Origin of the sequence: Flavobacterium sp. (genome assembly GCF_043756175.1) — a bacterium.
GTDB lineage: Bacteria > Bacteroidota > Bacteroidia > Flavobacteriales > Flavobacteriaceae > Flavobacterium.
Genome location: NZ_JAYURN010000007.1, coordinates 25924 through 51092 on the forward strand (window position 1 = coordinate 25924; position 25169 = coordinate 51092).

The 25169-nt window shown below is 33.7% G+C and carries 20 protein-coding genes; 10 read left to right on the forward strand and 10 right to left on the reverse strand.

Annotation, left to right across the window (positions count from 1 at the left end; all coding sequences use genetic code 11):
• Nucleotides 1–5: 5 nt before the first annotated feature.
• The 6 genes from ACH2BP_RS00390 to ACH2BP_RS00415 all read left to right on the forward strand — a co-directional run bounded on the left by ACH2BP_RS00390 (nt 6) and on the right by ACH2BP_RS00415 (nt 5503).
• Nucleotides 6–1667, forward strand: coding sequence for an ATP-binding protein (locus ACH2BP_RS00390; protein ID WP_394758931.1), 1662 nt, complete (start codon nt 6–8; stop codon nt 1665–1667).
• 85 nt (nt 1668–1752) lie between these two features.
• Entirely contained in the window at nt 1753–2655 is a 903-nt protein-coding gene (gene hemF / locus ACH2BP_RS00395) for an oxygen-dependent coproporphyrinogen oxidase (protein WP_394758930.1), read from the forward strand.
• Between the two features lie 33 nt (nt 2656–2688).
• Nucleotides 2689–3699 (forward strand): porphobilinogen synthase, encoded by a 1011-nt coding sequence (gene hemB, locus ACH2BP_RS00400; RefSeq protein WP_394758929.1) that lies wholly within the window; start codon nt 2689–2691, stop codon nt 3697–3699.
• 2 nt (nt 3700–3701) lie between these two features.
• Entirely contained in the window at nt 3702–4085 is a 384-nt protein-coding gene (locus ACH2BP_RS00405) for a c-type cytochrome (RefSeq protein WP_395055910.1), read from the forward strand.
• 144 nt (nt 4086–4229) lie between these two features.
• A complete protein-coding gene (locus ACH2BP_RS00410) occupies nt 4230–4700 on the forward strand; it encodes a methylated-DNA--[protein]-cysteine S-methyltransferase (RefSeq protein WP_395055912.1) in 471 nt (156 codons plus the stop codon).
• Nucleotides 4701–4789: 89 nt separating this feature from the next.
• Entirely contained in the window at nt 4790–5503 is a 714-nt protein-coding gene (locus ACH2BP_RS00415) for a 3'-5' exonuclease (RefSeq protein WP_395055914.1), read from the forward strand.
• A 51-nt stretch (nt 5504–5554) separates the two neighbouring features.
• On the opposite strand, the gene ACH2BP_RS00420 is transcribed toward ACH2BP_RS00415, so the two are convergent.
• On the reverse strand, nt 5555–8563 hold the full coding sequence (locus tag ACH2BP_RS00420; protein WP_395055916.1) for a S8 family serine peptidase: 3009 nt from the start codon (nt 8561–8563) through the stop codon (nt 5555–5557).
• Nucleotides 8564–8620: 57 nt separating this feature from the next.
• Between ACH2BP_RS00420 and ACH2BP_RS00425 the strand changes: the two genes are divergently transcribed.
• Both ACH2BP_RS00425 and ACH2BP_RS00430 read left to right on the forward strand, forming a co-directional pair.
• Nucleotides 8621–10060 (forward strand): nucleoside recognition domain-containing protein, encoded by a 1440-nt coding sequence (locus tag ACH2BP_RS00425; RefSeq protein WP_395055918.1) that lies wholly within the window; start codon nt 8621–8623, stop codon nt 10058–10060.
• 81 nt (nt 10061–10141) lie between these two features.
• Nucleotides 10142–11080: a leucine-rich repeat domain-containing protein gene (locus tag ACH2BP_RS00430; protein ID WP_395055920.1), complete on the forward strand. Its 939-nt coding sequence runs from the start codon at nt 10142–10144 to the stop codon at nt 11078–11080.
• 61 nt (nt 11081–11141) lie between these two features.
• Here the strand turns inward: ACH2BP_RS00430 and ACH2BP_RS00435 are convergent, their stop codons facing one another.
• From ACH2BP_RS00435 to ACH2BP_RS00470, 8 genes are all read right to left on the reverse strand, one after another.
• On the reverse strand, nt 11142–13898 hold the full coding sequence (locus ACH2BP_RS00435; RefSeq protein ID WP_395055922.1) for a M4 family metallopeptidase: 2757 nt from the start codon (nt 13896–13898) through the stop codon (nt 11142–11144).
• A gap of 268 nt (nt 13899–14166) precedes the next feature.
• Nucleotides 14167–14823: a CoA transferase subunit B gene (locus tag ACH2BP_RS00440; RefSeq protein WP_395055924.1), complete on the reverse strand. Its 657-nt coding sequence runs from the start codon at nt 14821–14823 to the stop codon at nt 14167–14169.
• A gap of 2 nt (nt 14824–14825) precedes the next feature.
• Nucleotides 14826–15524 (reverse strand): CoA transferase subunit A, encoded by a 699-nt coding sequence (locus ACH2BP_RS00445; protein ID WP_395055926.1) that lies wholly within the window; start codon nt 15522–15524, stop codon nt 14826–14828.
• Nucleotides 15525–15714: 190 nt separating this feature from the next.
• On the reverse strand, nt 15715–18024 hold the full coding sequence (locus tag ACH2BP_RS00450; protein WP_395055928.1) for a penicillin-binding protein 1A: 2310 nt from the start codon (nt 18022–18024) through the stop codon (nt 15715–15717).
• Between the two features lie 3 nt (nt 18025–18027).
• On the reverse strand, nt 18028–18540 hold the full coding sequence (locus tag ACH2BP_RS00455) for a gliding motility lipoprotein GldH (protein WP_395055930.1): 513 nt from the start codon (nt 18538–18540) through the stop codon (nt 18028–18030).
• The gene (locus ACH2BP_RS00460) at nt 18515–19843 is read right to left on the reverse strand and encodes a stage 0 sporulation family protein (protein WP_395055932.1); all 1329 of its coding nucleotides are present in this window, start codon (nt 19841–19843) and stop codon (nt 18515–18517) included. Before ACH2BP_RS00460 ends, ACH2BP_RS00455 begins: the two co-directional genes overlap by 26 nt.
• Nucleotides 19844–20025: 182 nt before the next feature.
• On the reverse strand, nt 20026–21384 hold the full coding sequence (locus ACH2BP_RS00465) for a rhodanese-related sulfurtransferase (RefSeq protein WP_395055934.1): 1359 nt from the start codon (nt 21382–21384) through the stop codon (nt 20026–20028).
• A gap of 80 nt (nt 21385–21464) precedes the next feature.
• Nucleotides 21465–21686 (reverse strand): helix-turn-helix domain-containing protein, encoded by a 222-nt coding sequence (locus tag ACH2BP_RS00470; protein ID WP_395055936.1) that lies wholly within the window; start codon nt 21684–21686, stop codon nt 21465–21467.
• A 154-nt stretch (nt 21687–21840) separates the two neighbouring features.
• On the opposite strand from ACH2BP_RS00470, the gene ACH2BP_RS00475 reads away from it, so the two are divergent.
• Together ACH2BP_RS00475 and ACH2BP_RS00480 are read left to right on the forward strand one after the other, a co-directional pair.
• Nucleotides 21841–23289 (forward strand): hypothetical protein, encoded by a 1449-nt coding sequence (locus ACH2BP_RS00475; RefSeq protein WP_395055938.1) that lies wholly within the window; start codon nt 21841–21843, stop codon nt 23287–23289.
• 12 nt (nt 23290–23301) lie between these two features.
• Nucleotides 23302–23940, forward strand: a complete 639-nt coding sequence (locus ACH2BP_RS00480) for a DUF6705 family protein (protein WP_395055940.1) — start codon at nt 23302–23304, stop codon at nt 23938–23940.
• A 55-nt stretch (nt 23941–23995) separates the two neighbouring features.
• Here ACH2BP_RS00480 and dprA read toward each other — a convergent pair whose 3' ends face one another.
• Entirely contained in the window at nt 23996–25096 is a 1101-nt protein-coding gene (gene dprA / locus ACH2BP_RS00485; RefSeq protein ID WP_395055941.1) for a DNA-processing protein DprA, read from the reverse strand.
• Between the last annotated feature and the right edge of the window lie 73 nt (nt 25097–25169).

Consider the following 25169-nt stretch of genomic DNA (forward strand, 5'->3'; position numbering starts at 1 on the left):
AACTAATGACCGAAAAGGAATTACATAATTATTTAATTAAAAACTATCCAATCGAAAATGAAAAATGCGAATGGAAAGAATTTAAATCATTGAAAAATTCTGTTGCTGGGAGTGAAAGTAAAGATGTTATCTCTTATATTTCGGCTATAGCAAATATGCAAGGAGGTCATTTGGTTATTGGGGTAAAAAACGAAACACTTGAAATTATTGGAATTCAAGATTTGTCAGTTTATTCAATTGATGATATCAGATATAGAATTAATGGCAATTGTACAAATTTAGATATTCAACATTTTAAAGTTGAAGAATTTATCACTTCTGATACTAATAAGATTGTTTGGATTTTTCATATTCCGAAACATCAATTTAGATTGCCTGTTTATGCACATAAGAAAACTTGGCAAAGAATAGATGACAATTTAGTTGAGATGACAAAATCTAGATTAGATGCAATATTAACTCAGATTCAAGTGAATGAAGATTGGTCAAAGGTTATTATTACAGAAGCTAGTATTGAAGACCTAGACAAAATTGCAATCCAAAAAGCACGATTAGAGTTTGTTAAAAGAAATCCTAAATATTCTAACGAAGTCGATAGTTGGAGTGATTTAGATTTTTTAAATAAAGCGAAACTTATCATTAAAGGAAAAATCACAAGAACGGCTCTTATTCTTTTAGGAAAAGAAGAATCAGAACATTTTTTAGATTCTTCTGTTAAAATTAGATGGAATTTAAAAACTATAGATAATCAAGATAAGGACTTTGAAATATTTTCTATTCCTTTTTTGTTAACTATTGATGAAGTTTATAAAAAAATAAGAAACTTAAAATATCGTTATCTTCGTCATGGAACCTTATTTCCTGATGAAGTTTTAAGATATGAACCTTTTAATATCAGAGAGTCATTAAATAATGCAATAGCACATCAAGATTACTCAAAAGGTGCAAGAATTAATGTGGTTGAATTCGAGGATGACCATTTAGTGTTTTCTAATTATGGTTCTTTTTTACCAAAATCTATTGAAGATGTAGTTTTAAAAGATACCCCCGAAGAGGTCTATAGAAATCCATTCCTTGTTGAGGCAATGAAAAATTTAGATATGATTGAAACACAAGGCGGCGGTATTCGAAAAATATTTAATTATCAAAAACAACGTTTTTTCCCTTTACCAGATTACAATTTTGAAGACAATAAAGTTAAGGTGACAATAACGGGGAAAATTTTAGATGAAAATTTCGCGAAAATATTAATCAAGAATTCTAATCTTGGTTTAGATGAAATCATATTATTGGATAAAGTACAGAAACACAAAGAAATTTCAGAAAATGAATTTAAGCATCTTAAGAAATTAAAATGTATTGAAGGTAGAAGACCAAATATATATTTATCCTATGATATTATTGAATCTACTAATGACGAAGGTTTAAAAGCTGAATATTTAGCCAATCGTAGTTTTGATGATTCTCATTTCAAAGATATAATACTTGAGTATTTAAAAAAGTTTGGAAAAACAAAACGTGATAAAATTGACAATTTAATTATCCCGAAATTGTCTGTAATTCTTTCCGAAGACCAGAAGAAGAAGAAAGTGACAAATTTTTTATCCATATTAGGGAAAGAAGGTAAAATAAAATGTAATCCAGGTTATTTCTGGGAAGTAGTTTAGATACTTTTAAACGCTTTTAGATACTTTTTAGACACTTTTTTAGACGCTTTTTTAGACGCTTTTAAACGCTTTTGATTTTAAAAAAATGAAAAATAAATTCTACACCTATATACAAAACCTGCAAGACCAAATCTGCAAAGGATTAGAAATTTCTGATGGTACAGCCAAATTCCGTGAAGACATTTGGGAGCGTCCAGAAGGCGGTGGTGGACGAACACGTGTTATCGAAAACGGAAACGTTATCGAAAAAGGTGGTGTCAATATTTCTGCTGTTCATGGTAAACTACCAGATTCGATGCAGAAATTATTCAACGTTGGCGAAGCCGATTTCTTTGCCTGTGGATTAAGTTTGGTCATTCATCCAAAAAACCCAATGGCACCAACTGTTCATGCTAATTGGCGTTATTTCGAAATGTATGACGATAACGGAAACGTAATCAATTCGTGGTTTGGCGGCGGACAAGATCTCACACCTTATTATTTATTTGAAGAAGATGCTTCACACTTTCATCAAACCTGTAAAACGGCTTGTGATAAGCATAATTTGGAATTCTATCCAAAATACAAAAAACAATGTGATGACTATTTTTGGAATGCTCACAGAAATGAAGCGCGTGGATTAGGCGGATTATTTTTTGATTATTGTAAGGAATCTGAAACGATGAAAATGGAAGATTGGTTCAGTTTCGTAACCGAAGTTGGGAATAGTTTCTTAGAAGCCTATGTTCCAATTTTAGATTGCAGAAAAGATTTACCATATAATCCTGAACAAAGAACATGGCAGGAAATTCGTCGTGGGCGTTATGTAGAATTCAATTTAGTTCATGACAAAGGCACTTTATTTGGATTAAAAACCAACGGAAGAATAGAAAGTATTTTAATGAGTTTGCCTCCGCATGTGCAATGGGTTTATGATCATCACCCAGAAGTTGGAAGTGAAGAAGAAAAATTAATTCAAGTATTAGAAAAACCTATTGACTGGATTTAATTATCCATTGTTAATTATAAATTATCAATTACTATGTTCCCATTACAAAGAGGCAGAAGATTACGAGTAAACGAAAGCATTCGTTCATTAGTTCGAGAAACAACATTAAGTCCAAGCGATTTTATGTTCCCCATGTTTATTACAGAAGGTGAAAACGTAAAAGTAGAAATTCCTTCTATGGTTGGAATTTTTCGTCGTTCGATCGATCTAACTGTCGAAGAAGTCAAAGAAATTTTCGCTTTAGGAATTCGCGCCGTAAACATTTATGTAAAAGTTGACGAATCTCTAAAAGACAATACAGGAAAAGAAGCCTGGAATCCTGATGGATTGATGCAAAGAGCTATCAAAGACATCAAAGCCGCTTGCCCAGAAATGATTGTCATGCCAGATGTGGCGTTAGACCCTTATTCTATTTACGGTCACGACGGAATTATCGAAAACGGAGATATTACCAATGATGCTACAAATGCTGCCTTAGTAAAAATGGCGGTTTCTCATGCACAAGCTGGTGCCGATTTTGTTGCGCCAAGCGACATGATGGACGGACGTGTATTGCGTTTGCGCCAAGGTTTAGATGCTGCTGGTTTTCATAATGTTGGAATTATGAGTTATTCTGCAAAATATGCTTCGGCATTTTACGGACCATTTCGTGATGCGTTAGATAGTGCTCCAAAAGAAACTAAATCTGATACTGAGCCTGTCGAAGTACCGAAAGATAAAAAAACCTATCAAATGGATTATGCCAATCGTATCGAAGCTATAAAAGAAGCCTTAATGGACGTAGAAGAAGGCGCCGATATGGTCATGGTAAAACCAGGAATTGCTTATTTAGATATTGTTCGTGAAGTGAAAAATGCAGTGAATGTTCCAGTAACCGTTTTTCACGTTTCTGGCGAATATGCAATGATAAAAGCAGCATCAGAAAGAGGTTGGTTGGACCACGACAAAATCATGATGGAACAATTAATGTGTATCAAAAGAGCTGGAGCAAGCCTTATTTCTACTTATTTTGCTAAAGAAGCAGCCATACTTTTAAATAAATAATGATGAAAAAATTGTTTTTATTGAGTTCTTTTTTTATCCTAATATCTTGCAAAAAAGAAAGTGAAGAATCTTTTGGAAAACCAACTGAATCCAACACTGAAGTTAAAGCTCCAGAAGCATTGGGGAAAGAATTGTTTGAAGGAAAAGGAAATTGTGTGGCTTGTCATAAAGTAGATCAAAAGATTATTGGACCAAGTATTCAAGACATTGCAAAAGTTTATAAAACTGAGAATGGAAATATTGTCGATTTTTTAAAAAACGATGCGAAACCACTGGTTGATCCAAGTCAATACGAGGTCATGAAAACAAATTTTGCGATTACAAAAACAATGTCTGATGAAGAACTCAAAGGTTTAGAAACTTACATTTTTAGTTTTTCGAAATAAAATTATTTTTTTCTACTAAAGTAGAAGCTTATATCTGGATTCCCGCCTACGCGGGAAAGACATTACATCATATTGTCTTTCCCGCTTAGGCGGGAATCCATTTTTACAATAGTTTTTAAAGAACAAAATTATTACATTTATCACATGGATTCAATTTTTATAAATTCGCCATTAGGGATCACAAAAATAGAAGGTGATGAAAACGGAATAACTATTATTTCAGTTTTGTCCGAAGGGGTAGTTTCTGAAGAAATTCCCGAAAATCTCAAAGAAGCTGTAAATCAACTTCGCGATTATTTCGACGGAAAAAAAACTGATTTCACTTTAAAACTTAATCCTAAAGGAACTGATTTTCAGCAAACAGTTTGGAAAGAATTAAGTAACATTCCCTATGGGAAAACCATGTCTTACCTTGATTTGGCTAAAAAATTAGGCGACCCAAAAGTGATTCGTGCAGCAGCATCGGCAAACGGAAAAAATCCACTTTGGATTGTTGTTCCTTGTCATCGTGTCATTGGAGCCGATGGTTCACTCACAGGATATGCTGGGGGTTTGTGGCGAAAAAAATGGTTGTTAGAACACGAAAACCCAACAAATCAGCAAAGTTTATTTTAGGTTAGACCACTTAGATTGTAAGAAATTTAGACTATCTTAGATTTTTAAAAATTTCAGATTTAACAATTCAAATCTAAGAAGTGTAATTTATGATAGAAAAAATCAACCTCAACAACATCCTTTTCCTTGATATAGAAACCGTTCCAGAAGAAGAAAATTTCAATTCACTTGATGAGGATATGAAACAACTTTGGGAGCAAAAAACACAATATCAACGCAAAGAAGATTTTTCGGGCGAGGAGTTTTATGATCGAGCAGGGATTTGGGCTGAGTTTGGGAAAATTATTTGTATTTCTGTGGGTTATTTTACGATTAAAGGAGATATTCGAAACTTTAGAATCACCTCTTTTTTGGGAGAAGAAAAGAAAATTTTACACGACTTTATCAATCTTTTAAACAATCATTTCAACCAACCGCAACATGTTTTGTGTGGTCATAATGCCAAGGAATTTGATATTCCGTTTATTGCTCGTAGAATGATTATCAACCAAATCTCTATTCCAAACAAATTGAATTTATTTGGGAAAAAACCTTGGGAAATTCCGCATTTAGATACTTTAGAATTATGGAAATTTGGTGATTACAAACATTTTACTTCTTTGAAATTGATGTGTAAAGTATTGGGGATTCCATCACCAAAAGGCGATATTGATGGTTCGCAAGTAGGTCATGTTTTTTATGTAGAAAAAGACATTGACAGAATTGTAACCTATTGCGAAAAGGATACGATTGCAGTCGCTCAAATTTTCTTACGATTGCGAAGAGAAGATTTATTGATAGAAGAAGAGATTATTCATGTTTAAAAAAAATGTCCCGAAAATTCGGGACATTTTTGTAATTTATAAGTAATAAAATTACTTATTCAATACTATTTTCTTTGTTGTTTTACTACTTCCATTTTCTACAGATAAAACATAAATTCCGTTCGCAAAGTTTTCAATATTCAATACTTCCACTAAAGCATTTGACTTTTTAGACAAAATCATTCTCCCTTGAATGTCATATATTGAATATTGAGTATCTCCATCGATCTGGGTATTTAAATTGATATTTAAAACGCCTTTTGTTGGATTTGGATATACTACCATTTGGTTAAATATGTTATCAGCAATACTTAATATTGATGGTTCTACTTTACAGAAATTTAAAGAAGCAGAGTTGATAGCACCTCCATCGCCAGCTCCAACATCTGATACGTTTATTGTCCAAACTCCATCAGCACTTAAACCATTTAAGCTGTATAGTATTCCGAAAGGTTTAACCGTTCCAGAAACAACGGGAGCTGTTGCCGAACAACCATGAACCACACCTGAATCATCAAATGTAGCTTGAATGTTTGGATAAGTCGGATTTGGACCTACACAAGGTTGATTGGATAAAATCACTTCAGGACTACCTATAGCCGCAGGACCTTTTAAAGTAATTATCATATCACCTATCCAAGTATGTGTAATATCTAAAGTAACATTTAAATCTCCTATAGACATACCTCCTGTAACAGTAATAGGCACACTTGCAGTACTATTTACGACTGTTGCAATTGTAGCATTTGTAAAATCTGTAGCAGTAAAAGTTAGTCCACAAGTATATTTTCCTGTTTGGAATGTTCTAACGGTTGCTTGATTGGCTGGAGCTGTAGCGCAACGATTTGAAGAAATCACTCTCCAATAGTAATTTGTTTCTTCTGCTAAACCAGAAACAGCATATTCCGTTTCAGTTGTAGTAGTATTAACTACTGTTGTAGCAAAAGTATTTGATGTAGAAACTTGTAAATTGTAATCTTCAGTGTTAGAGTTTTTATCCCATTTAAACAAATAACTTGTTGGAAGATTTGTATTATTGTTTATAGGTGCAATTTGATTCACAGCTACAATTGTAGTAGAAAACACTTTCAAATCTTTATAACGTGTTTCTGTTTCTGTTCCATTATTTGCAATAATTCCAACAGTGTAATTACCATAAGGAACTGTATTCAAATTAGAAATAGTCATTGTCACTGCTCCATTTGCGCTTAAACTTGTTGGCGAAAAAGTAGCTGTTGCACCTACTGGCAATCCAGTTGCAGAAAAGTTAGAAGTACCTGCTCCGGATTGTTTATAGTTGAAGGTATAAACTGCATTTTGATTATTACATACAGTCAAATCATTTGAAGTAGATTCTAAAGCAATAGTAGAAGTAATTCCTGTAATAACTAAGGCAAATTTTTGAGAGCCTCCCGTTAAAGTTCCTTTGTGTGTAACTGTTATAACATAATCAGCTGCGGTAGGAGCATCAATTTTAACTGCTTCAACGTTATCAACATTATTATCCGCCGTTCTAATAGCATTTGCTGATGGAGTAGCACCTAGCCTCCATGGATAATATGTTGTAGCAGCTCTTGTAATTCTTATATCTAAATCATTTACTAATGCTGGAGTTGTAGTATTAGGTGGTGTTGTATCATTTGCTATGTTGACACCAGGTAAATCTGTCCAAGTTGCAGATGCTATTAACGGAGTAATACCTCCAACAGCACTAACTGTTGTTGTATAAGTTTGTCCTTGGCTCAAAGTAATTTCTGATAAAATTGACGTTAACCCATCGCCTGTAATTGTTTCGGCAGCTTTTTTGGCGTTTAACATTCCCCAACCAAAATTTACATCAGGACCAGCTCTTCCTGAATCGTCAGCGGTATGACATACCAATCCTTTTAACATTGCTGATTTCATGAAAGAACCATGAATATTTTTATAATGTTGCTGTAATAATGTTAATGTACCCGTAACATTAGGTGCAGACATAGAAGTTCCGTCCATTGAGGCAGTTGAGGTATCAGTTGTATTACCTAAAGATGTCAATCCAACTCCATTACCTGAAATATCTGGTTTGATACGAAAATCATCTGAAGGGCCTTGACTACTAAAACTAGCAATAGTAACACTCCCTAGAGTCCCATTTGAATTAATTACAGCATCATTTGTCGCAGCAACTGTTAATACATTTTTAGAAACTTTATTTCCTACTAATTTATCATAACCAACTGCTATTGGATTATTACTACCATTATCAGTCCCATTATTACCAGCTGAAAATACTGGCAAATAATAAGGTGATAAGTTTGCTATTTCATCCCAACTTCTTGAATCATCAGTATAAGCTCCTGAAATCCAGCCTGGCAAATACACACCAGTTGATTGATTTCTATGAGGTACTCCATAGGAGTGATTAGAAATTATCATTCCATTTGGAATTTCAGAAATCACCTCAGATTCGTCATTGTCAAAATCAAAAGTTCTTGCCGTTGCTTTTGTTGCCATTCCTTTAGTTGATAAAACAGTCGCATTAGTGCTCCAAGGCAAAGCTAAAATAGTTCCCGTAACATGAGTTGCATGATCAGAATAAGTAGTTCCTGAAGGGTCGTTTATAGGAGTGATTCTACTAGTAATATTTCCTCCACCCACATAAAAACCCTGATGCGTAGTTCTAACTTTTCCACCATCCCACACACGAGGAACCATACCTTGACCATCTAGCGTTAGACCAAGTCCTCCTCCTGTATTTAAATAATTAGCTCTTGTAGAAGCTGCAGCTACCACATTACTCTCTGTAGAATAATATATTGGATAACCATCTTCAGTTACATACATTAATTCTTGATAAGAACCATTATCACCAAATACTTTTAATGGCCATCCTTTAATTTTGGCCAATTCTTGTGCTTTTCTTTTTCTTACTTCATGTTTAGTTTTGAATTCAATTTTTTTTGCATGAATTTTTTCTAAATCATATTCGCTAACCATTTTAGCCACATCTTCTTTGGTCTGAGCAAAAAATGATGTAGTAAATAATAAAGCAAAAATCCCTAAATATAATTTTTTTCTCATAATTATTAATTTAATTTGTGCCAAATATAATAATATTACATTTACAAAAAAAAAATTATGGTATTAAGTAGATTTTGGTTAACTATTTTTATTTCTTCAATTGTATTTGTTGTGTTCAGTTTGTTTGCTGGTAACAGTTACACAATTGATTATGTTTTGAACGGAAAAAAAGATGACCCCATTTTAATCTCTGAAAAATACTTAAACCAAATTCCGAAATTTGTAAAAGATAGTATCGAAAAAGCACCTGAGATGACCATGGTGATAAATCGTGATACGATAAACGCCGATACGACTTACGTTTACAAAAATAAAACGGTAAAAATATATAGTGGCATTCAAAAATCAGATGGTTTATTGCCAACATGTAAAAGTACTTTGTTAGATTTAATTATTCCGCTTATTGCTTATTTGGCTTTTTTCTGCGGATTAATGGAGCTTTTAATCATTTCCGGAGCCTCTGGAAAATTAGCTAAAGCATTGAGTCCCGTTTTTGTAAAAGTGTTTCCAAGCATTCCCAAAAATCATCCTTCAATATCCTATATGACTTTAAACTTTGCAGCAAATTTCCTAGGATTGGATTCTGCCGCAACACCTTTTGGATTAAAAGCCATGGAAAGTTTACAGGAAATAAATCCAGAAAAAGATAAAGCTAGTGATGCTCAAATTATGTTTATGTGCCTTCATGCCTCGGGTCTTACTTTAATCGCTACTTCTATTATAGGATACCGTGCTGCTGCTAATGCAAGCAATCCTGCTGATGTGATGTTGCCTTGTATTATCACTTCTTTTATTGGTACGATTGCAGCCTTTTTAATTGTTGGAGTTAAACAAAAAATTAATTTCAAAAGTGCTTCTTTGGTTATTGTATTGATGACATTAATAGCTGGAATTGTTGGTTTGTTGATGTATGTAAATCATTTGGATTTAATTGGAAAAAACTATTTTACCTCTAATCTTTCTGCTTTAATATTAATTGGAATTATTGCTTTTACCTTGATTTTCTCCTTTATAAATGAGAAGAAATTTTCTGCCGCAAGTACAACTGTGTTTGAGTCTTTTGTTGTAGGGGCAAATAATGGTGTAAAAACTGGGGTAACTATTTTTCCTTATGTAATGGGTATGTTAGTTGCTATTTCTTTATTCCGAAATAGTGGTTTATTTGAAATTATTAGCAATTGGATCGCTTTCATTTTTTCTAATATGGGAGTAAGTAAAGAAATCACCGATGCTTTGCCAGTAGCATTACTTAGACCTTTTAGTTCTGCTGGATCAAGAGGATTTTTAATTGATTCGATGAATACTTTTGGTGCAGATTCCCTAACGGCAAGATTGAGTAGTATTTTTCAATGTAGTGCCGAAAGTACTTTTTATGTAATAGCAGTTTATTTTGGTTCAGTAAATATTAAAAATACTCGTTATGCCCTAGGAACGATGCTTTTAGTGGATTTAATTTGTGTGATTACGGCTATTTTTGTGGCGAGTTGGTTCTTCTAAATCTTTTCGTAAAATAAGTGTCCTGTTTTCATAATCTTATTTAAAGATTGCTATTTTTGTTATTCCCAAATTTAGTAAAATATGAAATACCTAAAAAATTCAATCCCACTAGTGTTGTTTATTTGTGCAATTTTTTCTGTAAATGCACAAGAAGCGGAAAGTCGTTCTATGACAGAAATCATGAATGCACCAAATCCAGAAAAATACAAAGAACTTAATTTAAATAACCGAAATCTCACAAAACTACCTGTCGAAATTGGTCGATTTGTAAACATTGAAAAACTTTGGATAAACTATAATAATCTACAGTCATTGCCTTTTGAAATTGGAAAGTTAACAAAGCTTAGAGAATTATACATAAACAACAATTTGTTTTTAAAATTCCCTATCGAACTTGGTAAATTAGCCAGCTTAGAAAAGTTGGAGATGCAAAAAAATAAAATGGAAGTTATTTCTCCTTACATCGGAAAATTATCAAAATTAAAAAAACTCAACTTCAGCAATAATAAAATCGAAGCTATTCCGGTCGAAATTGGCATTCTAAGAAACCTAACTGAACTTATTTTATTTGATAACAAAATAACGGAAATCCCTCTAGAAATAGGCGTTTTATCTAAACTAAAGGTTTTAAATTTAGAAAAAAACAATGTTGTAGTCTTGCCTTCGGAAGTTGGAAGTTTGTCTGAATTGACGATTATTAATATGAAAAGTAATTTGATACAGAGTATTCCTGTAGAAATTGGAAACCTAATAAATCTAAAAAATCTAACTTTAGATAAGAATCAAATCAGAAAATTTCCTGTCGAACTTTGTAAACTAACTAACTTAACATTATTAGATTTAGACGGAAATTTACTAAAAACACTTCCGGCAGAAATTATAAATTTCATTAACATGAAAGAACTTTATTTAGGTGTTAATCCTTGGGTAAGTTTTCCTGAAACTACTTATCCGTTTTTAGAAAGTTTAGAATTTGGACAATCAGAAACCGTCAGGAAATTAATTAAAACTAAGATATAATTACTTACAAATAAAAAATGCCTCACAATGTGAGGCATTTTAGTTTTAACATAAAAAGTTATTATTTCTTAACGAACTTTTTAGTTATCGTTTTCTCTCCATCATTTACTTCAAAAATGTAAAGTCCTGATTCAAGATTAGAAACACTAATTTCATTTTGATTAAGATTTCCTGATTTTACTTCTTGACCAATCATACTGTAAATTCTGAATGTTGCCTTTCTGTTATCAATCACAGAAACATTCAATACATTTTCTACAGGATTGGGATATATATTGAAAGATAAGGCTTCAACATCACTATTTACTTCAGTTGTAGCTGTTATAGCAAAAGAAGCAGTAATATTTACCGTATAATCTTCCACTTGACCATAACTTAAAGTTTCACATGAAGTTGGAATTCCGTTATATTTCATAGAGACTCTCATTCTTGTAGCACCTAATAAAGCAGTTGCAGGGATAGTTATTGATCCAGTTGCAGATGTTGCTGTCGATGTTGCTTTAGAAAAAACCAATTCACCAGCGTCTGTAAACAATCCGTTTTTGTTATAATCTATCCAAACTGCATACCCTTCAGAATAAACTGTCGATGTCCAAGATGGTGTAATCGTGATAGTTTTTGCAACCCCTCTAACTGCATTTGTAGAAAGTGCAGTAAAGTTTTCGTATCCCGCTGTGCCTGTTGAAGTATTACTTATTGTTCCGAAAACTACTTTTCCAATTTTTTCATCGGCAGTACTACTACTTGTTGATGCACAATAAGTAACAGCAGAACCCGCAAGGGTTGTTACATTTACCGTATTACTTGAAGCTGATAAGTTTCCAGCAGAATCTTTTGCTTTTACAGAAAAAGTATAAGCTGTTGATGCTGTTAGTCCCGTAACTGCATAAGATGTTGTTGTTACAGTTGCTTTAAGCGTTGTTCCTTGGTAAACATTATATCCTGTTACCGCAACATTGTCTGTTGAAGCTGTCCAAGATAAGTTTGTTGAAGATGACGTTGTACCCGAAGCCGCTAAACTACCAGGTGTAGTAGGTACTGTTGTGTCGGTTGAACCTGCATATGCAGCGCCAATTCCTACAGCATAAAATGCATTTGTTGTTGCAATAACTTCGGCAGAACCTGCTCCGTATAAATCGATTGCCGATTGAATTCCAGATGTTCTTGCATTAGCATAAGTAGAATTTGCTGTTAAGTAAACGCTCTCTAATCGATAAGCAATTTTGGCCGCTTTAGTAATTGTTATTCCTGTAACATTAAAAGCATTTCCAATATCATTAGTTCCTGATTTTCCTACTGATAGGATATAAAACCAGTGATTTAAAACCCCTGAATTTGTATGTACTCCTCCAGAATCCGCAGTTCCTGAATACCAACTTGTCCCTTTATATGTATCTGGCTGGCCTTCCGCATTTGGATTACTCATAGAACGCAATGCTACATGACCAGATCTTCTTTCGATATCTTCTCCTATTAACCAAGTAGATTTTGTTGGTGCAGCGTTATATTCGATACAAGCTCCCCAAATATCTGAAAATGCTTCATTCATTGCACCTGATTCATTTTGGTATGTTAAATTTGCTGTATACGAACAAACTGCGTGTCCAATTTCGTGTCCTGCAACATCCATTGCAGTTAGAACATCAAAACCTCCCGTTCCGCTTCCATCACCATAAGTCATAACACTTCCATTCCAGAAAGCATTGTTGTTGTCAGGATATCCAGCAGCTATTAAATTATAATGTACATAACTTTTTATTTTTGCTCCTGCATTATCATAACTATTTCTACCGTGAACAGCTGAAAAATAATCATATGTTTTTTCGGCTCCCCAATGTGCATCTAACGCTCCATTGTCTTTATTTGTATTATTAAATTCGGCTGCTGTCCAGTTGTTATCTACATCAGTAAAATTAGTTGTTGGATAAGTAGCTGTTCTTGCTGAATTATATGTTTGAACTCCCAAACCACGGGTGTTGTCCGATAATATATAAGAAGAACCGCTTAATAAAGTTTGAATACTTTGCGTTCCGCTATAACGAGTTGCTGCATTTGCTGTTACTAAAGCTGTAGTTAAATTGTTACTTTTAGTATTTTTTTCATTTGTAGCACTCGATTTTCCACCATGGCTATATTCACCTAAATGCTTGATAGTTGCATTGTAAAACAAACGTTCGCCAGTATTAGCATCAATATATAAATCACCACGACTAATTGGATTTGTAGCGTAGATATCAAATTTATAAGCCAAACGTAAATTATCTGTAGTTCTCTTTTGTGATTGGTCTTCTATAACAGGCAATAAAACCAACTCACCTTGTGGTTTTTTATAACCTATATTGTCTGCATCAGCTTTGTTTTCCCACAAATAATGTTTTGCTCCGGTATAAGCTATCGCTTTATTAAAAGCAGCTTGAGCCGACATTGACGGCGCTATGTTAACATTATTAATATTGTAAAACTCACCACTCATAGAAGCTATTTTGCCGTTTTTTGAGTGTAGTGTGTAGGTTGAAAACTCTACTTTAATTCCTTCGTGAAATAATTGAAATTTTTCGTGGGTAAACCCTTCAGGATCTGATTCATTTTTAATTCGAGAGAATGACTCGTTTTGTTTTAGACCCAATTGATCTCTAAAAACTTGTTGAAAATCTGAACTTTTATAAGCAGATTCTTCCTTGAAAGTAATCAGGTTTGGCAAACCGTTTTCGCCTAAAGATTTCTGATTTACATTTTTATCCGTTTCTTGAGCGAAACTGGATAGCGCAAATAAGGACATTGCAAACACTGAAGCAATGCCTCCAAATTGTTTTTTCATATTTATTTGTTTTTGGTTGGTTAACTAACATTTCAAAGCAATTGGTTTAGGTTGCTTTTTGTTGAAATGTTCGTCAAACTTAACAAATAATTATTAATTATTTAACCTTTTGTAATTTATTTTGATTTTTTGTTAATAAAAACGATGAAATGCAAATAAAAACGATAAAATGCAAAAGTTTGTAAATAGCTCTAAATAAGTTGTTTGAAACAAAATAGCAACGCTTTTTGGCGTCGCTATTTGTAAAAATTAACCAGTAAATGTTTATTTATATTGTCATTTCTGGAATATCACCATCAATTATTAATTCCGCTTCGGTGGCTTTTATAATATCATCTACTGAAACTCCAGGTGCACGTTCTAGTAATTTAAATCCATCTGGTGTAATTTCTAAAACGGCCAATTCTGTCACTACTTTTTTCACACAACCAACTCCTGTTAGTGGCAAGGTACATTTCTTAAGAATTTTGCTTTCTCCTGCTTTATTTACATGCATCATGGCAACGATAATATTTTCGGCAGATGCTACTAAATCCATTGCACCTCCCATTCCTTTTACCATTTTTCCAGGTATTTTCCAATTGGCAATATCTCCATTTTCAGAAACTTCCATTGCTCCTAAAATAGTTAAATCTACTTTTTGTGCGCGAATCATTCCGAAACTAAAAGCGGAATCGAAAAAACTAGCACCTGGTAAGGTAGTGATGGTTTGCTTTCCTGCATTGATAATATCGGCATCTTCTTCGCCTTCAAAAGGGAAAGGGCCCATTCCTAGTACTCCGTTTTCACTTTGAAACTCGACCGAAATATCTTCACGAACATAATTAGCAACTAAGGTTGGTATTCCAATTCCTAAGTTTACAAAATAATTGTTTTGTACTTCTTGGGCTATTCTTTTTGCGATTTGATTTTTATCTAAAGCCATAATTATCTTGTTCTAACAGTGCGTTGCTCTATTCTTTTTTCGAATTTCTCTCCTTGAAAAATACGATTTACCATAATCCCTGGAATGTGAATTTGGTTTGGATCTAATTCTCCAGCTTCGACTAATTCTTCTACTTCGGCAATGGTTATTTTTGCTGCACCAGCCATGCAAGAATTAAAATTTCTTGCTGTTCCTTTGAATATTAAGTTTCCGGCTGTATCGCCTTTCCATGCTTTTACTATAGAAAAATCAGCTTTATAAGCCAGTTCCATAATGTGCATTTTGCCGTTAAATTCTCTAGATTCTTTTCCTTCAGCAACTTCGGTTCCGTAACCTGCTGGCGTAAAAAATGCTGGAATTCCTGCTTGTGCAGATCGGCATTTTTCGGCAAGCGTTCCTTGTGGTGTGAGTTCTACATCGAGTTCTCCTGATAACATTTGGCGTTCGAATTCGGCATTTTCTCCTACGTAAGAAGAAATCATTTTTTTGATTTGGTGTTTTTCTAAAAGCAAACCCAGTCCGAAACCATCAACTCCTGCGTTATTGGAAATACAGGTTAGTTCCTTTATGTCTTTTTTTACAAGTTCGGCAATAGAATTTTCTGGGATTCCACAAAGTCCGAAACCTCCTAGCATAATGGTTTGTCCGTTTTGTATGTCTTGTAATGCTTCTTGTACATTACTTACTTTTTTGTTTATCATTTTGACTTACATTTTATTATTTTAAACCCTGTAAATTTGGTTTAATTGTAATTTGATTGTTGCCTTATTACTTTTTTGCCTTAGCCCTGATAGTAGTGGAAATCCTTTTCTTTTTTCCTTTAAAAAAAGAAAAGATTGAAACGAATAGCAGGAAATAGCTCCTTACTTCGACTACGCTCAGTATGACATCCTAAATACCAAACTCGTCAGTATTTTGTTCTTCTTCTGGTTTTACGGCTGTCGAATCTTTGACAGTTGTATCCCGAATTACCCTTCTTTCTGAGGCACAATCGACCTTAATTGTCATGTCTTTTGGGCGTTCGAATGGTTCTTTAGAGATATGCAACGATTCGTCTTTATAGCATTTTTGCATAAAAAGTCCCCAAATAGGCAATGCCATCGTGGCGCCTTGTCCTTTGTTTGTGCTTCTAAAATGTGCTGATCTGTCTTCGTTTCCTACCCAAATTCCAGTGGCTAAATTGGGCACCATTCCTATAAACCAACCATCACTATTATTCTGTGAGGTACCCGTTTTTCCGGCAATGGCATTGGTAAAGCTGTATTGATATTGTATGAATCCGCCACCACCGTAACGGAGTCTTGCTCCGGAACCAGATTCTGTAACGCCTTCCAATAATTTGATAACTGCATAAGCAATATCCTTACTTAAAACATCTTTAGATTCCATTTTGGGCTCATAAATAACGTTCCCATTTTTGTCTTCAATTTTTGTTATAATTTGAGGTTTTACATATATTCCTTGGTTTGCAAATGTGCTATAGGCGGCAACCATATCTTCGACAGTAATATCTACAGCACCCAAGGCGATGGAAGGTTGGGATGGGATTTCCGATTTTACCCCTAATTTTCTTACTAAACCTATAACGGCATCTGGACCTGTTTTGTCAATTAATTTTGCCGAAACGGTATTTATCGAATTGGCTAATGCTTTCTTTAAGGTTACCATGCCTCGGTATTTTCCGTCAGAGTTTCTTGGCTCCCAATCTTCAGTTACATTGTGCTTTCCTTTAAATATTTTAAATGGCCCATCGATAATAGTATCACAAGGTGACATACCCAGTTGCTCGATTGCTGTTGCATATACAAATGGTTTGAATGTAGATCCAACTTGGCGTGCTCCTACCCCAACATGGTCATATTGAAAATATCGATAATCGATACCGCCCACCCAAACTTTTACGTTTCCTGTTTGGGGTTCCATAGACATCATTCCTGGTTGTAAGAAGTGTTTGTAATATCGGATAGAATCCATCGGAGTCATTTCGACATCTTTGTCCCCGTCCCAAGTAAATACGGTCATTTTAGTTTTGATACTAAATGATTTTATAATTTCGTCTTCTTCTTTTCCTTCTTCTGACATGATTCTCCAGCGCTCTGTGTTTTTTATAGAACGCATCATAAGTTTGTCTATTTCGGGTTGCGTAATTCTAATAAAAGGTGCTGTTTTGTTTTGTTTGGCTTCTAAGAAAAATTCTTCTTGCAAGTTTTTTAAATGTTCTTTTACAGATTCTTCGGCATACAGTTGCATTCTAGAATCGATGGTGGTATATATTTTTAGTCCATCGGAATAAATGTTATAATCTGACCCGTCTTCTTTTTTGTTTTCTTTTGCCCAGTTTTTCATGTATTCACGAAGATATTCTCGGAAATAAGTTGCAGAACCTTCGTTGTATTTTTCTGGTGAAAAAGTAAGTAGAATAGGCTTTTTTTGAAAATTTTCTTTGGCCGAAGTTGATAAACAACCGTTTTTTTCCATTTGTTTTAAAACCACATTTCTACGATCTCTTACTTTTTCTTCTCTTCGTAAAGGATTAAATAACGATGGGTTTTTTAGCATTCCTACCAACATGGCAGCTTCATCGACTGTTAGTTGTTTGGGTTCTTTGGCAAAATATACTTTTGATGCCGAACGAATTCCTACTGCTGTATTAATAAAATCGGCTTTGTTAAGATACATTGCAATGATTTCGTCTTTTGTATATTGACGTTCTAGACGAATAGCAATAATCCATTCTTTTACTTTTTGAATGATTCTGAAAGGTAAAAATTTAGAGCCTTCTCCGTGAAAAAGCAACTTGGCTAATTGTTGTGTTAGTGTACTAGCCCCACCTCGACTCCCTAGGCTTAAAGTGGCGCTTAAGGTTCTTCTTCCGTCTATTCCTGAGTGTTCTCTAAAACGTTCATCTTCGGTAGATATTAAGGCATCGACCAAATGTTTGGGTAAATCTTTGTATTTTATTGGTGTTCTGTTTTCGTTGTAAAACTTACCAAGTGTAACTCCATCGGCAGAAATAATTTCGGTAGCGAGATTAGATTCAGGATTTTCTAACTCGGAAAATGAAGGCATCGAGCCCAAAAGTCCCCAAGAGGCAAATAGAAAAAACAATAGTATTCCGCCAAAAGCGATGAAGAAATATTTCCAAAACTTTTTCACATATTGTGAATAATCTGGTTTGCGAGTATTCAGTTTTTGTGCCATTTTTTATTGTTTTTCTAACGATTCGATTCTAAAACCTATTTCGGTAATTCCTTCTAATTTTTCGACTCCTTTTACTTTTCCAGTTTGTCTTACGGCTTGTTGTATAGAGAGTTTGTATTTTCCTTTTTTAGGAAATGTCATGTTTTCTTTATACCACAATTTGCTTTCTTTGATATCGGAAAAGCCATTTCCTAACAATTCTCCTTGCATATTTCCGTCTGGATATGCCATTTGATATTCTAAAGTATCTACTTTTATTAAACCATCTGGTTGTTCTAATTTTACTATTAGAAACAAATTACTAAACTCATAATCATCGTTATCACGAATGTTGATGAATAAATTATAAGGTTTTTTTGATGCTTCTTGATCGAAAGTAAAATTGACGATGCTGTTTTTCCCCCAACCATCTTCAAAAGTATGATACTCATCGAAAACTTGAGATTTATCGCAAGAAACTAATCCAAAAGCGACAAAAAACAATAAAAAACTATTTGTTAGAATCTTTTTTTTCATTTCTAATTTTTGGGCCGTTTGTGTTTGGTTTGTTTTGGTTCGGGTTATTCTGGTTTGCTTTATTTTGATTTGCTTTGTTTGGCTCTGAACTGTTTGGTTTTAAGTTTGGCGTAATTTTCTGAATAACCTTTGGCGCTACATTTGTATTCTTCTCTTTACCTATAACTTCTGGACGATGATTTTTATTTGGTTTCTTATTGTTGCTCTTTTTAGGTTGGTCAAAACGAGTTAAACTGTCTTGTCCCATAGCGTTTTGGAAGGTTTTCTCGACTGCTGGTTTTTCAATTTCGATAGCAAAATCTTCTAATGCAGAAGCTTTAATTTTTTCTTTATTTTGCGCCATGATTTCTTTAACCTGAGCAACTTTAAGAATATGCCATTGTGCAAAATTTCCTATGTAAGCAAACCACATTAATCCTTTAAAAATATCTATTTTTTGACAAATTGCATCACCTTTTTCAGTAGAAAGTTTGGTTTCCATATCTGGAATGTCTTTCAGAGCATCCATATAAGTATCTAACTCATAATTCAAACAACATTTTAGTTTGCCACATTGTCCTGCAAGTTTTTGCGGATTCAATGATAGTTGTTGGTAACGTGCTGCCGATGTGTTTACACTTCTAAAATCCGTTAACCAAGTAGAACAACACAACTCACGACCACAAGATCCAATTCCTCCCAAACGAGCAGCTTCTTGGCGAAAACCTACTTGTTTCATTTCGACTCTTGTGCTAAAAGCAGAGGCAAAATCACGAATTAATTGTCTGAAATCGACTCTATCTTCGGCTGTGTAATAAAAGGTTGCTTTAGATCCGTCTCCTTGAAATTCGATATCAGAGATTTTCATTTGAAGCTTTAAAGCTATTGCCATTTCGCGAGCACGAACTTTCATAGGTTCTTCCCTGTCACGAGCTGTGCTCCAAATATCGATATCTTTTTGAGATGCTTTTCGGTATATTTTAGCCACTTCACCTTCGTGATTTACGGCTTTTTTCTTCATTTGTACTTTAACCAATTCCCCAGTTAAAGTTACAATTCCTACATCATGTCCTGGAGAAGCTTCGGTAGCGACGATATCTCCAATACTTAATGTTAGTTTTTCTGAGTTACGGTAAAATTCTTTTCTTCCGTTTTTAAAACGAACTTCCACACAATCAAAAGGCGCTTGTCCTCCTGGTAAAGTCATATTTGAAAGCCAATCGAAAACAGTTAATTTGTTGCAGCTATCGGTGCCGCAAGTCCCATTATTTTTACACCCCTTTGGTGCACCACCATCGGAAGTTGAACAACTTGTACATGCCATAATTTATATATAGTGTTGCAAAAAGCAACTTAAATTCATAAAACGATTAATTTGTAAAGATAGTATTTTTTTAGTTTAAGTTACAACGGTTGAAAGCGAGAAATGGTTAAAGTTTTGTAAACCAAAAAACCTATTAAAACTAAATGTTTAATAGGTTTTTTCGGTGGTTTTTCGAAAGTATTTTATTCTAATATTTTGTATAATTTATCCGATAATCTTACTCTAAATGGTATTGAAAATGTTATTTTATCTCCTATTTTAGCATCAGAACCTTCTTTTCCGTTGACATACATTTTTTCTAAAACTAATTGTTCATCACCCGTAGTTGGTCCCGAAATTAAAACTTTATCACCTATTTTTAGTTCTTGATTTTCTATTAAAAACGAGCCGATTTCCGATTTTGCATAATAATGTTCAGCCTGACCGATTAAGATTTTCTTGATTTTTATTTTCTGCCGAATATCCTTTGGCTCTATTGCTTTTGCCAAAGAAACATCGCTCAATTCCCCCGAATGTTTGAATAATAATTTATCTGATTTTCCTTTTCTGAAAATCATATTTCCGTTTTTTATACCACGACGTAACTTTACTTGATCTAATAATGACATGTGAATAATTTCCTGACATTCGGTAGAGCAACAATTTTCCATAACCGGTTTGCATTCGTCACATTGAATAAACAACAAATGGCAACCTTCATTCTCGCAATTCGTATGATTATCGCAAGGTTTACCGCATTGATGACATTGCGAAACGATATCGTCAGTAATTCTTTCACCCAAACGATGGTCGAAAACAAAGTTCTTTCCGATGAATTTACTTTCGAGTTTTTCATCCTTTATTTGTTTGGCATAATTGATAATTCCGCCTTCTAATTGGAAAACATTTTTAAATCCTTGGTGTTTAAAATATGCTGAAGCTTTCTCGCATCGAATTCCGCCAGTGCAGTACATCACTAGGTTTTTATCTTCTTTGTGGTCTTTTAATTGCTCGTTGATGATTGGTAAACTTTCCCTAAAAGTTTCTACATCTGGTGTTATTGCACCTTTGAAATGACCGATTTCACTTTCGTAGTGATTTCTAAAATCGACCACAATCGTATTTGGATCGTCTAAAATTTGATTGAATTCATTGGCTTTCAAATGAACTCCGATATTTGTTACATCGAAAGTTTCATCGTTTAATCCATCAGCTACAATTTTGTCACGGACTTTTACAGTAAGTTTCAAAAACGAATGATCATCATGTTCTACAGCGACATTCAAACGAATGCCTCGCATAAATTCATAAGCTTCTAAAGTTTCGCGGAAAGCTTCAAAATTTTCTGCAGGAACACTCATTTGAGCATTAATTCCTTCTTTGGCTACATACGTTCGCCCAAGAGCATCGAGCTTGTTCCATTCGATGAACAAATCATCTCTAAATTTTTTAGGGTCTTCAATTTTGGCATACGCATAGAAAGACAACGTGAGTCGTTGTTTGCCAGCTTGATCTATCAGCTCTGCTCTTTCTTCTGCGCTTAAGGTGTTATACAGTTGCATGCTATAAACGTTTAAGTGAGAAATATTTTGTGAGTTCTAAATGGAAGAATTCGGTGCAAATTTATAACTTTTTATATTATTTAAAAATCAAATAAGACCGTTATTTTTATATCTAAAGCTTTTGTGATTTTGTAGATTGTAGTTAATGACGTACTTATTTCTGCTCTTTCAATTCTGCCTATCTGATTTATTGGAATATTGGCATCATTAGCTAGCATTTCTTGGGAAAGATTTTTTTCTAATCGAAGTTTTTTTAGTTTTTCTCCAAAATTTTTGATAAATATTTTTTCTTCATTTTCCACAGGTGAAAGTTGACTAAATGAGAAAATATTTATAAACACATATTTGTGTTATTGTGATTTATTTTTACATTTGGGAAATGTTTTACAATTCGTCCCAACCTTTTGTGTGATTTTATACTCTATATATTTACAAACCTTTAACAAAACAAACTAAATGAAACAAAAACTCAAGAAGCATTCAAAATTATTAATTCTCTTTTTGTTCATTGCATTTTGCAGTTGCCAGAAAGACTTCGATGAAGATATTAATCCGCAGTATCAGAACAAATATGTCATCAAAGATTATTCGTTCAAACAAGCCAATCGGATTCCAAAATTTAATAAGGCTAATCGGGAAGTCACTGCGAAATTTGAAGCATTTAGAAGTCAAAATAGTTCTACTAGCAGAGAAATAGACACCAATTTTAGTATAGATTCAACAACAATCAGAGAAATATCGGCTGAAGGTTATACTTCATATACTATGTTGGTTGTTAGAGAAGAGCCAACGGTTGGATATTTTGAAAATTTAGTAATCGAGATTGATTCTTTAAATCAGACCAAAGAAACTTTAATAACATACACGCCTACACTACCCATAGAATATATTGAAGAAGATAATGCTTATGCTTTTACAGGAACCTCGGGAAAAGCTGCACTTCAAACCTGTATTGTTTGTCCTGGCGGAGATAATGGCCCTAATGATAATCCAGATGATGGTTCTGACAATGGCCCAAGCCTACAATGTGATTGGGCGCTAATGTGTACTGGAACCCTAACAGGAGGAACTGGCCCTAAACACATTGCAGGCCCTAATTGTCAGCAAACTTTTTTCGAATATACCTGTAGCGGAATTGGTGGCGGTGGCGGTGGCGGAGGCACTCCTTATCATTACGGCGGCGGCGGTGGCGGAAGCACACCTCCTCCTCCCACTCCAACTGCTGGAACTACTATTGTTGTGCCACCTTTGCCAGATCCTTGTTTAAGTTTAAGCAGATTAGCCGACCCAACTAAAGGAAATGTAAATACTGCTATTACAAATTTGCGAAGAGAAATACCAAATAATCCTGATGGAGAAGATGGAGTAAGCTTCCAAATAAGTGCAAATGGCTTGGGTTATTCAAACGTAAATTTACCGACATCACAAGACAACTCGATTACAATACCAAGAGGCTTAAGGATTTATGGAGCTGCTCACACGCATAATAATGAATTGGAGCAAATTTTTTCTTTTAATGACTTAGCAATACTGTATAATTTATATAATGAATGTGATTATGAACTGCAACCAGATGTATTTTTTATGCTAGTTAACGAAGATGGCTCAGTTTTTGCGATAAAAGTTAATAACTTTAAAGCATTGCAAATTTTTCTTGTAAATTATATGAATAAACCAAAATATAGTGATATAAGTGATCAGTATGATAAAACAAAAATTATAAATAAAGATTTCAATAATGAAATTAAGCTAAAAGGAAACTCACTTACTGATATTATAAGAGGATTTTTAGAACTCACAAAAACAGCTGGGATTCTAGTAATAGAGAAAAAAGATTCAGGATGGGAAAAATTATCGCTACCCGCATCAAAAATGGAGACTATCGTAAAAACACCTTGTAACTAAAAAATAAATATTATGAAAAAAATAATTATATCATTTCTGTTCTTACTTTTATTAAGTACAGTAAAAGCACAAACGCTAATTATTCCTATCGAAAGCAAAACAGAAAGAGGTATTCCAGGAGCTTATTATAAAGACACTTATAACAATTTAAACCAATTTGTAGGCATCTGGAAATATGAAAATACTACTACAAATACTATTTTAGAGATTCATTTGTTCAAAAAAACAATGAACTACAATAACATTTATTACGAAGACACACTTTATGGTGAATATGTGTATATAGAAAATGGAGTGACAAAAATAAATACTTTACCTAATTTAAGTACCATTTTAGAAAACGTCAATAAACACAAGGTACATGATGGAAATTTTTTTTTAGTAAATGAGAATTCTCCTAAATGTAATGATTGCTATCTAGGACAAAAAAGAGTTCAGCTAATTCTTATAGATCCTGTGAAAAAAGTTGGGCATATCATTACCTTAAGAGTAAACAACACAAATCCACTTACTATGCGATTACATAACACTAGTGATGGACTGACCTATCCTAGTGATGCAAATATAAATACAATTGAAGGTTTATTAAGTGGTGTAAAAGTAGGTGTAACAATTCCTTTAGGTTGGTATGATTTAGTAAAACAACCGTAATTACTTAAAAACTAACTAAATAAAGTCGTTTCAAACTCACTTGAAACGACTTTATTTATATAACCTCAAACAATTTTCCAGGCAAAGGTCGCATCACACCTTTTAGTTCCATATTTAATAATAATGAAGATAATTTAAAAATAGGAAAATTACATTCAATTGCGATGGTATCCATAAGTTCTTTTCCGTTTTTTTGAAGGAAATCATAAATTAATTGCTCTTCGGGTTCGAGCGAAACAAATAATTGTTTTTGGATGGTTTTTTCTTTCTTTTCTAATTCCCAATTGAGAATATAAACCAAATCGGCAGCGCTTGTTAGCAAATGAGCTCGTTGGGTTTTTATAAGATTATTGCAACCTTGACTATACTTATCAGAAATTCTTCCTGGAACAGCAAAAACATCGCGATTGTAATCATTTGCTATATTTGCTGTGATGAGTGAGCCCCCAGAATCGGCACTTTCTATAACAATTGTTGCTTCCGAGATTCCTGCAACAATACGATTCCTTCTAACAAAATTTTCTCTTTCTGGACTAGAATTACTCCAAAACTCAGTCATAAAGCCGCCGTTTTCTTCGACTTTAGACATGTACTTTTTATGTGTTTTTGGGTAAATTTGATTTAATCCGTGTGCAAGAACTCCGATCGTTTGCAAGTTATTTTCTATAGCTGCTTGATGTGCTACAATGTCGACTCCGTAAGCAAAACCACTTACAATTGTTGGGTCTAGTGGTGCTAAATCGGCGATGAGTTTTTTACAAAAATCGATTCCGTAAGAGGTAATTTGACGCGTACCAACAATACTAATGATTCGTTTTTGTTTCAAATTAATATTTCCAGCGGTAAATAATAATACTGGACCATCAATACAATGTTTTAATCTTTCTGGATAATTTTCATCTTTAAAGTAAGAAACATTAATATCATTATTTTGAATGTATTTGAGTTCTTCTTCAGCTTGACAGAAAATTGTTTTGTTTTTTAAATTGTTTAGTAAAACCCTACCGATGCCATCAATAGTTGCGAGTTGCGAAGTTTTGGCAGTAAAAATAGCTTCTGCCGAACCACAATGATTCAGTAATTTTTTGGCCATAATATCGCCAACGCCTTCTACTTTTTGCAGTGCAAGTAAATAATGTAATTCGGTTTCTGTCATAAATATTTTAAGAATTTTGTAAAAGTATCAAATAAATGCAAAATTGTTAATAACATTTGTTGATAAAATTATT